This window comes from Streptomyces niphimycinicus (genome assembly GCF_018883605.1).
In the GTDB taxonomy this organism is placed as follows: domain Bacteria; phylum Actinomycetota; class Actinomycetes; order Streptomycetales; family Streptomycetaceae; genus Streptomyces; species Streptomyces niphimycinicus.
Map to the genome: position 1 here is coordinate 1 of NZ_JAHLEM010000657.1, position 10887 is coordinate 10887.

At 71.3% G+C, this 10887-nt stretch carries 11 protein-coding genes; 4 read left to right on the forward strand and 7 right to left on the reverse strand.

The genetic code is table 11. The features are described from left to right. Positions 1-118 precede the first annotated feature (118 nt). Both KN815_RS39350 and KN815_RS39355 read left to right on the forward strand, forming a co-directional pair. The gene (locus KN815_RS39350) at positions 119-823 is read left to right on the forward strand and encodes a response regulator transcription factor (protein WP_216346598.1); all 705 of its coding nucleotides are present in this window, start codon (positions 119-121) and stop codon (positions 821-823) included. Continuing rightward, the gene (locus KN815_RS39355) at positions 823-2235 is read left to right on the forward strand and encodes a sensor histidine kinase (RefSeq protein WP_216346599.1); all 1413 of its coding nucleotides are present in this window, start codon (positions 823-825) and stop codon (positions 2233-2235) included. The genes KN815_RS39350 and KN815_RS39355 overlap by 1 nt, the downstream gene beginning before the upstream one ends. 151 nt (positions 2236-2386) lie before the next feature. Here KN815_RS39355 and KN815_RS39360 read toward each other — a convergent pair whose 3' ends face one another. From KN815_RS39360 to KN815_RS39370, 3 genes are read right to left on the reverse strand one after another with little or no spacing between them, the layout of a single operon-like run. Continuing rightward, the gene (locus KN815_RS39360; RefSeq protein ID WP_216346600.1) at positions 2387-3205 is read right to left on the reverse strand and encodes an SAM-dependent methyltransferase; all 819 of its coding nucleotides are present in this window, start codon (positions 3203-3205) and stop codon (positions 2387-2389) included. Beyond that, a complete protein-coding gene (locus KN815_RS39365; protein WP_372458596.1) occupies positions 3202-3474 on the reverse strand; it encodes a DUF397 domain-containing protein in 273 nt (90 codons plus the stop codon). Before KN815_RS39365 ends, KN815_RS39360 begins: the two co-directional genes overlap by 4 nt. Before the next feature lie 29 nt (positions 3475-3503). Beyond that, positions 3504-4361 (reverse strand): Sco1979 family transcriptional regulator, encoded by an 858-nt coding sequence (locus KN815_RS39370; protein ID WP_216346602.1) that lies wholly within the window; start codon positions 4359-4361, stop codon positions 3504-3506. Positions 4362-4585: 224 nt separating this feature from the next. Here KN815_RS39370 and KN815_RS39375 point away from each other — a divergent pair, with 224 nt between their 5' ends. Beyond that, positions 4586-5053, forward strand: a complete 468-nt coding sequence (locus tag KN815_RS39375) for an ATP-binding protein (RefSeq protein WP_216346603.1) — start codon at positions 4586-4588, stop codon at positions 5051-5053. 25 nt (positions 5054-5078) lie between these two features. Here the strand turns inward: KN815_RS39375 and KN815_RS39380 are convergent, their stop codons facing one another. Continuing rightward, the gene (locus KN815_RS39380) at positions 5079-6368 is read right to left on the reverse strand and encodes an MFS transporter (RefSeq protein WP_253209524.1); all 1290 of its coding nucleotides are present in this window, start codon (positions 6366-6368) and stop codon (positions 5079-5081) included. A 203-nt stretch (positions 6369-6571) separates the two neighbouring features. Continuing rightward, positions 6572-6907 carry a winged helix-turn-helix transcriptional regulator gene (locus KN815_RS39385; protein ID WP_216346605.1) on the reverse strand — a complete coding sequence of 112 codons (336 nt, stop codon included), beginning with the start codon at positions 6905-6907 and terminating at the stop codon, positions 6572-6574. Positions 6908-7050: 143 nt separating this feature from the next. Here KN815_RS39385 and KN815_RS39390 point away from each other — a divergent pair, with 143 nt between their 5' ends. Then, positions 7051-7935 carry an NAD(P)-dependent oxidoreductase gene (locus tag KN815_RS39390; RefSeq protein ID WP_216346606.1) on the forward strand — a complete coding sequence of 295 codons (885 nt, stop codon included), beginning with the start codon at positions 7051-7053 and terminating at the stop codon, positions 7933-7935. Between the two features lie 62 nt (positions 7936-7997). Here the strand turns inward: KN815_RS39390 and KN815_RS39395 are convergent, their stop codons facing one another. Then, positions 7998-9113: a DMT family transporter gene (locus tag KN815_RS39395; RefSeq protein ID WP_216346607.1), complete on the reverse strand. Its 1116-nt coding sequence runs from the start codon at positions 9111-9113 to the stop codon at positions 7998-8000. Positions 9114-9210: 97 nt separating this feature from the next. Continuing rightward, complete coding sequence (locus KN815_RS39400; protein WP_216346608.1) at positions 9211-10770, reverse strand: bifunctional phosphatase PAP2/diacylglycerol kinase family protein; 1560 nt, start codon at positions 10768-10770, stop codon at positions 9211-9213. Positions 10771-10887: the final 117 nt, after the last annotated feature.

Sequence of the window (10887 nt, forward strand, 5' to 3'; positions counted from 1 at the left end):
GACACTCTGTCCGGGCCCGGTAAGCCGGTCGCGTGAAGAAGGTGAGAGCGGGGTAAGAAGCCCCGCTCAGGACCCCCACCCGGGGCAGGCACCCTTGTGGCCTTGGCAGACTCGGGGTGTGACCAACACCGTGCTGCTCGCCGAGGACGACCGTGCCATCCGCCAGGCGCTGGACCGCGCCCTGACCCTGGAGGGGTACCGCGTGACCGCCGTGCCCGATGGGATCGAGGCGCTGGCGGCCATCCACCGCGAGCGCCCGGACGTGGTCGTCCTGGATGTGATGATGCCGGGCGTGGACGGGCTCCAGGTGTGCCGGGTGCTGCGCGCCGAGGGGGACCGCACTCCCATCCTGATGCTCACCGCGCGGGTCGAGACCGCCGACCGGATCGAGGGGCTGGACGCCGGGGCGGACGACTATGTGGCCAAGCCCTTCGAGGTCGAGGAGGTCTTCGCCCGGCTGCGCGCACTGCTGCGCCGCGCCGCCCCCGCCGAACCGCCCGCGCCGGAGGACGCCGCCATCGACGGCGTACTGGAGGTCGCGGATCTGCACCTGGACTCCTCGGCCCGCCGGGTCTGGCGCGGCGGTACGGAGCTGGAGCTGACCCGCACCGAATTCGACCTGCTGGAGCTGCTGGCGCGCAACGCGGGCATCGTCCTGGACCACGCCACGATCTACGCCCGCATCTGGGGCTACGACTTCGGCCCCGGATCGAAGAACCTCGCCGTCTACATCGGCTATCTGCGCCGCAAGGTCGATCCGGAGGGGCGCACCCCGCTGATCCATACGGTGCGCGGAGTCGGTTACACCCTGCGGGAGGAGTGATGGTGCGGCTTCCAACGCTCCGCCGTGGGCGGCCCAGTCTGCGGACCACCTTCGCGCTCTCGTTCGCGACGGCGGCCTCCGTGGTCACCCTCCTGGTCGGCGGCCTCAGCTATGACTCGGCGGCCGGGCTGGTGCGGGTCGACCAGCAGACGGCGTTCGACGATGTGATCCGCGATCTGCGCGCCGAGGTCCGCAGCGAGAAGGTGGTCCTGCGGCAGTACCCCACCGAGTCCACCGCGCCCGTCCCCTACGGCCTGCGGGACGATCTGCGCCGGATCAGCCGGATGGACGTCCAGGTGATCAACGGCAACGGCATGGTCTACGACGCGGGCAAGCCCCCGCTGCCGGTGACCGGCGAGGACCGGGTCACCGCCGCCTCCCGTACGCCGGGCACCGTCGTACGGCGCGAGATCGGCATCGGCGGAGAGCAGTACCGCATGGCCACGGTGGCGGTGGGTGACTCCACCGGCGCGGTCCAGGTGGCCCAGCAGATCAGCGACACCGAGGATCTGCTGCAAGAACTCCAGAAGCGCACCGCGCTGTTCGTGGTCGCCGTCATCCTGGCCGCCGGACTGGCCGGCTGGTGGCTGGCCGGGCGGATCACCCGGCGGCTGGTGCGGCTGACCGGGGTCGCCGAGAGCGTGGCCGCGACCGGCCGGATGCAGGTGGCGGTGCCGGTCACCGGGGACGACGAGGTGGGCCGCCTGGGGCGGGCGTTCGACGGCATGCTCGGCCGGCTCGCGCGTTCCAAGGACGACCAGCGGCGGCTGGTCGAGGACGCCGGGCACGAACTGCGCACCCCGCTCACCTCGCTGCGCACCAATATCTCCCTGCTGCGCCGCTTCGAGGAGCTGCCCGGGCCCGCGCGCGAGGATCTGCTGGCCGATCTGGCGGGGGAGACCCGGGAGCTGACCGACCTCGTCAATGAGCTGGTGGAGCTGGCGGCCGGGCAGCGGGACGACGAACCCCCTACCGAGGTCTCGCTGGCGGAGGTGGCCACCACCGCCGCGACCCTCGCCCAGCGCCGGACCGGCCGGGAGATCACCGTACGGGCCGAGGGCGACACCCGGCTGACGGGCCGCCCGGCCGGCTTGCAGCGCGCGATCTCCAATCTGGTGGAGAACGCCGCCAAGTTCGACCAGGACGGCACCGAGCCCGTCGAGGTGGTGATCACCGGCCGCCGGGTGCAGGTCCTGGACCGGGGCCCCGGCATCGCCGACGAAGACCGCGAGCGCGTCTTCGACCGCTTCTACCGCGCGCCCGGCGCGCGCAGCCTGCCCGGTTCGGGGCTGGGCCTGGCCATCGTGCGCGAGGTCGCCCTCGCCCACGGCGGCACCGTCTTCGCCCGGCCGCGCCCGGGCGGGGGCGCGGTACTGGGCTTCACGGTCGGCGAGAGCGCCGAGGCGCCGTGACACCGGGCCGGTGCCGCCGTGGACACCTGCACCGGCGGGCTGATCGCCATCGGCACGCCGTGCCCGCGCACATCCGGGGCGTCTGACCCGGGGGCTGGGGCGGAGCCCCGGTTGTGGGAAGGGGCGGGAAGGGAACAGCCCGCCGCAGGCGTCATGGCTTCCGGGCCACTCCCGCCCACATGTTGATGTCCGCGCTGTGGATGGTCTCCGGGCGGTCGCCGGGGTCCGGGTTCCAGTGGTGGGGCTCCGACACACCCGGGTCGACCAGCTCCAGACCGTCGAAGAAGGCCCCGACCTCGCTCTGCGAGCGGGTGGTGAAGGAGATGCCGCTCTCCTTGTAGACCTGGATGACGTTCCGCCAGGTCTCCGCCGAGAAGTCATGGGTGGAGTGGGTCAGCATCAGATAGCTGCCCGGGGCCAGGGGCGCCATCAGCTCGCGGATGATCTCGTACGGCTTGTCCTCTTCCGGGATGAAGTGGAAGAGCGCGTTCACGGAGATCGCCACCGGCTGGTCCAGGTCCAGCGTCTCATGCAGTTCGGGGGCGCTCATGATCCGCTGGGGATCGCGCACATCCGCCTGCACATAGGACGTACGGCCCTCGGGGGTGCCGATGAGCAGCGCCTGGGCGTAGGCCAGCACGATGGGGTCGTAGTCGGTGTAGACCACCCGGGCCTCCGGGGCGACGCCCTGGGCGACCTGGTGGAGATTGGGCTCGGTGGGTATGCCGGTGCCTATGTCGAGGAACTGCCGGATCCCGGCCTCCCGGGCCAGCCAGCGGGTGGCCCGGTGGATGAAGGCACGGTTGATGGTGGCGTTGAGCCGGACGGTCGGATAGACCTCCAGCACCCGCCCGGCGGCATCCGCGTCGACCTCGTAGTGGTCCTTGCCGTTGAGGTAGAAGTCGTACATCCGAGCCGGGTGCGGCTTGGTGGTGTCGATCTGGCCAGGGGCGAGCCCGTAGTCGGTCACGCGGCCCTCCGTTCCGGTGCGGTACCCGCCGAGGAGGTCAGGTTGGGGTCAGGACGTGTGAGCAGGAAGTCCGCGGCGCCGGCCTTGGCGCCTTGGATGAACCGCTCGATTTCATGGTGGGTGTAGATCAGGGCAGGCCCGTCCGGATCGGTCGACTGGCGCAGGGCGACCCGCCCGTCGTGCAGCCTCATGACCTCCACGCACGCACCGCCGTTGGGACCGCTCCACGGCTTGGCCCAGCCTTCGGTCCCCAGGTGTTTGGCCGGCATGCCGTTGTACACATGTACCTGATCCACAGTCAGAGCTCCTTGCGAATCCCACGGAGAAAACTCTCCGTGCGCCGCGCCGGTGTGGCCTGGGTACCCATACGGTCCAGGGCCTCCAAATAGGCGACCACATCGGAACGTTGATCGAGATAGCCGGCGCCGGTCAGGCCCTCGGCGTAGACGATGTCCGGCAGTTCCGGGATCTGGAACCGGAAGAGCTGGAAGGGTCCGCCCATGCCCGGGTGAGGGCCGGCGGAGAACGGCACCACCTGAAGGGTGATGTTGGGTTTCTGTGCCGCCTCGATCAGGTGGTCGATCTGGGCGCGCATCACCTGGGGACCCCCGATGGACAGACGGAGCACCGTCTCGTCCATCACCACCCACAGATGCGGTCCGTCCGGGCGGCTGAGCAGCTCCTGGCGCTCCATCCGCAGCGCCACCCGGCGGTCCAGCTCCTGGGCGGAGCCGTGCGGGAAGCCGATGGAGAGCAGCGTGCGGGCGTACTCCTCGGTCTGGAGCAGGCCGGGGATGAAATGCGGCTCGTAGGCGCGGATACGGCTCGCCACGCCCTCGAGGCTCACATAGAGACTGAACCAGTCCGGCAGCACATCGCGGAACCGGTGCCACCAGCCCGGTCTGTTGGCCTCCTCGGCGAGCGCGAGGAAGGAGTCGATCTCTTCCTGTTCGGCGCCATAGGTCTGGAGCAGCTTCTCGACGTAGGGGAGTTTCAGGCCGACCTCGGCCTTCTCCATCCTGCGCACCGTGGTCTGGTTGACGTGCAGCGCCCTGGCAGCCTGGTCGTAGCTGACGCCGGCTTTTTCGCGAAGGTCCCGCAGCCGCATGCCGAGGACCATCTGCCCGACGGTCGGGGCAGATCGCGCTTCACCCACGTCGTACCTCCTGGGACGGTCTTGTCAGGAGCAGTGTGCCACGTGCGAGATGAGGGCAACAGAGTGCGCTGGCTATTCTGCATTTTGCAGATCGCGCCTTGCCAACTGATGCTCGCAGCAACGATAGTGACGGGTGTGACCAGTCCAACGTGGCTGCTGTGTCGCGCACTTGCGGCATTCACGTACGGCATTCACGCCCCCACAGGTAGACGGACGGAAGGCACATGGCCGTGGCATTGCGTCAACGCTCGACGATGGCCCACCACCCGAACTCCGGGAGCGTTGACTCCGCCCTCCGCCAGGAGAGGCTCCAACTGCCCGCCAGAGGCGCCTCGGTCGCCATCGCCCGGCACCAGGTGCGCTCACGGGTGCTGGAGTGGGGCTTCCAGGAAGAGCTCTGCGAATCCGCCGAGCTGGTGATGTCCGAGCTGTTCACCAACGCCCTGGTGCACACCGGAAGCGAGCAGATCCTCTGTGTGCTGCGCGCCCATGAGCGGCGCATGCTCTATATCGAGGTCGCCGACCAGGGCGGCGGACCGGCCGTCCCCACGCCGAGGGAGGCCGGTCTCGAGGACGAGTGCGGACGCGGACTCGCACTGGTCCGCGCCCTGGCCGACGCCTGGGGGGACCGGCCGGGCATGAACGGCGGACGGGTGGTCTGGGCTCAGATGAGCGTGACCGCCGGCCGCTGACCCCGGGCCCGGCCCCTCGGCGCCGTCACACCGCCGTCGTCCGCCGCTTCCCCGGGGCGGCCGGGCCGTCCGCGCGGTCCCGGGAGAGGGCGGCGTCGCGGGTCTCCCGCATGGTGAGGTAGACGATGAGCGAGACGGCCGCACACGCCGAGACGTACCAGTAGTACCCGGACTCCGCACCGCCCTTCTTGAACCACAGCGCCACATACTCGGCGGTGCCGCCGAACAGCGCGTTCGCCAGCGCGTACGGCAGGGCCACCCCGAGCGCCCGGACATGGGTGGGGAACAGCTCGGCCTTCACCACGGCGTTGATCGAGGTGTAGCCGGTGACGATGACCAGCGCCGCGAGCGAGAGCAGCAGCGCCCCCGTGAAGGTGTCGGTGTGCGACAGCGCGGTCATGATGGGGACGGTGCCGAGCATCGAGCCGAAACCGAAAGTGATCAGCAGCGGACGGCGCCCGATCCGGTCCGAGAGCGATCCGGCCAGCGGCTGCAACAGCATGAACAGGAACAGGGCGCAGAAGCTGACCAGCGAGGCGTCCGACTTGCTCAGACCGGCCGTGTTCGACAGGTACTTGGTGAGATAGGTGGTGTACGTGTAGTACGCGACCGTGCCGCCCATGGTCAGCGCGATGACGAGCGCCGCCTCCTTGCGGTGCCGCAGCAGCTCGGCCATCGTCCCTCGTTCGTCCTGGTGGGCGTCCTCCTCGGTGTAGACCTCGGTCTCCAGCAGATTGCGCCGCAGCCAGAAGACCACCGCCGCGCCCACGGCGCCGACGATGAACGGAATGCGCCAGCCGTAGGAGTGCAGCGCGTCATCGGACATGGTGTGCTGGAGCACGATCTGGAGACCCAGGCCGATCAACTGGCCCATCGTCATCGACACATACTGGAAGCTGGAGACGAAGCCCCGGCCGCCGGGCTGGGACGCCTCGGTGAGATAGGTGGCACTGGCCGCGTACTCCCCGCCCACCGACAGCCCCTGGAGCAGCCGCGCCACCAGCAGCACGGCCGCGCCGAAGTAGCCGACCTGGTCATAGGTCGGGGCGATGGCGATGAGCAGCGCGCTGGCCGACATCAGCGTCACCGTCAGGGTGAGCGCTGCCTTACGGCCGCGCCGGTCGGCGAACCGGCCCAGCAGCCAGCCGCCGACGGGACGCATGAAGAAGCCGACCGCGAAGATCCCGGCGGTGTTGAGGAGCTGTGCGGTGTCGTTGCCCTTGGGGAAGAAGGCGCCGGCGAAGTAGGTGGCGAAACTGGCGTAGACGAACCAGTCGTACCACTCGACGAGATTTCCGATCGAGCCGCCGAACACGGCTCGCCAGGGTGTGCGCGCTTGGCTCCGGGGAGCGCTGTCGGTCACGGGGGCCTCCAAGTGAGCGGGGTGATCTCCACACCCCTACCCCGCGGACACCTGGTTGGAAAATACGTGCGACGGCGCCAGTTGACGCGGATTCCCCGGCGGGGTCGCGGCCCCGGGCGGTGCGGCGGCCCCGGGCGATGCGGCGGCCCTGGAAGTCAGCCCTGCCCCGCCTCCTCCAGCGCCGCCATCCGGCGCTTGCCCCACGCGCCCAGCGGACCCAGTGCCGTATTCAGCTCATCGCCCAGCTCGGTCAGCGAATACTCCACCTTCGGCGGCACCACGTCGTAAATCTCCCGGTGGACGATTCCGTCCGCCTCCAACTCCCTGAGCTGCTGCGTCAGTACCTTTTCGGTCACGCCCGGAACCAGCCGCCGCAATTCCCCGAAACGGCACCGCTGGTGATCGAGCGCCCAGATGATCAGCACTTTCCACTTGCCGTCGATCACATCCACGGCCGCGTCCAGACCACAGACATAAGGCTGATTTCGCATGGCCCCCGCCCCCACTGACCTCAAGGTAAGTACGCACTCTTTAGTGGGTACTTGCCCACATTACCGCCGGGGAACGAGGCTGTGAGCGGCGCGCCGGACCCCTACGAACCACAAGCGGTATCGAAACGACTGGAGCGGATGAGATGAGCGAAACCCCCGTGACGGTGCTGGGCCTCGGCGACATGGGCACCGCGCTGGCCCGCGCCCTGATGACGGCCGGGCACCGGACGACGGTGTGGAACCGTACGGCCGCCAAGGCCGAGGCGCTCGCCGCCGAGGGCGCGCCGACCGCCGCGACGGCCGGTGCGGCCGTCGGGGCGAGCCCCCTGGTGGTGGTCTGCCTGCTGGACTACGACTCCGTACGGCAGGTGCTGGAGCCCCTCGGGGACGCCCTGTCCGGCAAGGCCGTCGTCAACCTCACCAACGGCACTCCGCGGCAGGCCCGCGACCTGGCCGCATGGGCGGCCGGACACGGTGCCCAGTACCTCGACGGCGGCATCATGGCCGTCCCGCCGATGATCGGGACGCCCGCCGCCTTCCTCCTCTACAGCGGCTCACCGGCCGTCTTCGCGGCCCACCGCGCCGTGCTGGACCTCTTCGGCGAGAGCCACCATCTCGGCGAGGACCCCGGCCGCGCCCCGCTGTACGACCTCGCCCTGCTCAGCGCGATGTACGGCATGTTCTCGGGCGTGCTGCACGCCTACGCCCTCGTGCGGTCGGACGGAGTGGCGGCGGCCGATGCCGCCCCGCTGCTGGGGCGCTGGCTGACCGCCATGTCCGGGGCCGTGGACGGCTACGCACGGCAGATCGACTCCGGCGACCACGCCACCGGGGTGGTCTCCAACCTCGCCATGCAGTCGGCCGCGTTCGTCAACTTCACCGGCTCCGCCCGGGACCAGGGCATCAGCCCCGAACTGATCGCCCCGATCGGCGGCCTCATGGCCCGCCGGGTCGCCGACGGCCATGGCCATGAGGGCCTCTCGGGGCTGGTGGAGCTGCTCGGCGCGGGACGGCCCGGCGCCGTCTAGGGGTGGTTGCCGCCTGGGCGTGGTGCTTGTCAGGCCGCGGTGCTTGTCAGGCGTGGTGCTTGTCAGGCGTGGTGCTGGAGTACGGCCTCGCCGCATTCGGGCAGGCGCGGGCCGGGGTCGTTCTCGCCGGTGGGCTGGCGGGGGATCGGCTGGGGGAGCAGGAGCGGGGTACCGGGCTCGACAGGCGGCCCGGCGGGGACGTCCGGCACCTCATGCGGGCCGGATCCGCCGGGCCCCTCCGGAACCTCCGGCCCGCCGCCCCCGCCGGTGGCATCGTGCCCGCCACGCCCGGGAGCGGCCGGGGCCTCCTCGGCGGCTGCCTCGGTCACGGCTTCGGCTTCGGCCTCCGCCTCCGCCTCGACGTTGTGCACCGTCAGCATCACCAGGCCGGTGCTCGCGACGAGGGCCGCGACCAGGGCCAGCAGGGTGCCGGGCGTGCCGTGCCGGAAGCTCTCGCCGAGCGCGGCGATGCCCACCGCGGTGGCGACCACGGGGTTGGCCACGGTCGCCGTCGCCAGCGGCGAGGCCAGCCCGGCGCCCCGGTACGACGCCTGGGAGAGCAACACCCCACCCGAGGCCAGCAGCCCGATGGTGACCAGGCCGGGCAGGGCGTCCTGCCAGGCGTCCCAGGTCCACTCCACGGCCACGTTCTTGGTGACCACCGACGAGACACCGAAGGCCGTCCCCGCGGCCGCCGCCAGCAGCACACTGCGGATGCCGGGCGACCGCATCAGGCGAGCCGCCCCGGCCAGTACGGCGATGGTGGAGACCGTGATCACGATCAGCCAGACGCCCTCCCGCTCGCCCAGCGACTGGGCCCGCGAGCTGCCGGTCAGGGAGAGCAGCCCGGCGAGCCCCGCGGTCGCCAGCAGCGCACCCCGCCAGCCGGATCCGCCGACCCGGCGGCGGACGAATATGGCCGCCATCGGCAGGGCGAAGACGATCGTCAGAGCCCCTAGGGGTTGCACCACGCTCAGCGGGCCGTAGGCCAGGGCGATCACATGGAGGACCGCGCCCGCACCGTTGAGGCTCACCGCGGCCCACCAACTCCCGCGCCGCAGCGGAGCGGCCGCGAGGCGCGGCGTCGTGGCCGCGACATGCTCCTGGAGTATGGCTCCGGCGGCGTAGCAGACCGCCGAGACCAGGGCCAGCAGCACAGACAGCGCAAGGGAGGTCACGTCGCGGCCCCCTGGGCCGATCGGTCGTCGTCCATGCCCTCATCCTTGACGGTGGGAGGTGCCCCCGTCGTCGTCCTTGAGCACAGATTTCCGAGTACTACTTGCGTAGTAGAGACCTCCACCAATGGGGGGCCTTCGCGGCGGCCGTACGGGCCCTTTGGAGCAGCTCGTTCTGCGGCTCGGCGGGGCGGTACACGGTGAGCGCCCCCGGCCACTTGTCGATCAGCAGCTCCTCCGCGGGGTCGGCCGCCACCTCTCCATCGTAGGCTCGGCTGTCCACTGTGTGGAGGCCCGACAGCCGCAGTTGGCGCATGCGCCGCGTCGTGTAGACATGTGACCGGCCGAGGGTGCCGGTGAGCGCCGAGATCAGCAGCCGGGTGCGGGCCAGCCGCTCCTCGCCGTCGATCGCCCGCACATCGAGCAGCCCGTCGTCGAGCTGCTGACGGTAGGCGGGCGCGAAACCCTCGGGGGAGTAGACGCCGTTGCCGGCGAACAGCATCCATAGCCGCCGCGGCCGCCCGTTGACCTCGACCTCCATGGGGCTCGCGGTGCGCAGCACCCGGGTGAGCGCGACGGCGGCCGCGGGCCACTTGCCGAGCCGGCCCTCCATGCTCTCCCGGATCCGCACCAGCTCCGGGTAGAAGCCGATGCTGAAGGTGTTGACGAACTGGCTGGTCCCGCCGCCTCCCGCGAGGGGGGTGGCGCGGCCGAGGTCCACGGCCACGGCGTCGCCCTCGGTCACGGCGTGGGCGGTGTCCTCGAAGGCCGGTACGCCGAGGTCCAGCGCGAAGTGGTCGAGGGTGCCGCCGGGGAACACGGCGAGTGGCAGCCCGCGTTCGGCCGCGATCGTGGCGGCGGCGTTGACACTGCCGTCCCCGCCGCAGATGCCCAGCGCCCCGGCCCGGTCGGCGGCGCGCCGGGCGGCCTGCCGGAGCAGGTCCATGAAGTCGTCGTCGGGCCCGCACTCCAGGATCTCCGCGGCGGGCAGCAGCACCTGCAACTGCTCGGCGACCGTGAAACCGCCGGTGGGGGCGGCCATCCCGGCCCGCTGGTTGACCAGGACCACCAGCCCCTCGCCCTTGGGCAGGGCGGGCGCCGAGATCCGCGGCCGGGCCTGCGCCGGAACCTCGGGGCGCGGCGGCCAGTAGCGGCAGGTCAGCGCGGCGGCGCCGACACCGAGGGCGATTCCGGCCAGCACATCGCTGGGGTAGTGGACGCCCACGTACACCCGGGAGGCGGCGACGGCGGCGGCGAGCGGGGCGACCATCAGGCCGTACCGCGAGGACTCCAGGGCCACCCCGGTGGCGAACGCGGCGGCGGAGGCCGAATGCCCGGAGGGGAAGGAACTGGTCCACGGCTGCCTGCGCAACTGGCGGACCAGGGGCACCGCGTCCATGACCGGACGCTTGCGTTCCACCGTCCACTTGACCACGACGTTCGACACGAGTGAGGCGGCGGCGAGCGAGCCGATCCCGCGCAGCGCGGCCCGCCGCGCGGTGCGGCCGCCGACCGTGGCGAGCACCCCGGCCGTGCCGAACCACAGCCGGCCGTGGTCGGCGGCCCGGCTGAGCCGGGGCAGCAGCGGATGGATGCCGCGGAGCCGGCTGTCCGCGACCCGCGCGAACAGCCGGCGGTCGAAGTCACTGATGCGTCTCATGCGTGATGGGTATCCCGGAACCGCGGTCGGCAGTCGTCATTGGACGCCGCCCGGGCCGATCCGGGCCGACCGCACCGGCCGGACCGGGCCGCCGGACCGGGGCGCCGGACCGGGGCG

What these genes read in the sequence shown, in the direction of transcription:
- KN815_RS39365 (WP_372458596.1), bottom strand. Translation starts at nt 3,474, where the DNA reads ATGCCGGCCAAACACCTGGGGACCGAAGGCTGGGCCAAGCCGTGGAGC.
- KN815_RS39400 (WP_216346608.1), bottom strand. Translation starts at nt 10,770, where the DNA reads ATGAGACGCATCAGTGACTTCGACCGCCGGCTGTTCGCGCGGGTCGCG.
- KN815_RS39390 (WP_216346606.1), top strand. Translation starts at nt 7,051, where the DNA reads ATGAGCGAAACCCCCGTGACGGTGCTGGGCCTCGGCGACATGGGCACC.
- KN815_RS39355 (WP_216346599.1), top strand. Translation starts at nt 823, where the DNA reads ATGGTGCGGCTTCCAACGCTCCGCCGTGGGCGGCCCAGTCTGCGGACC.
- KN815_RS39375 (WP_216346603.1), top strand. Translation starts at nt 4,586, where the DNA reads ATGGCCGTGGCATTGCGTCAACGCTCGACGATGGCCCACCACCCGAAC.
- KN815_RS39385 (WP_216346605.1), bottom strand. Translation starts at nt 6,907, where the DNA reads ATGCGAAATCAGCCTTATGTCTGTGGTCTGGACGCGGCCGTGGATGTG.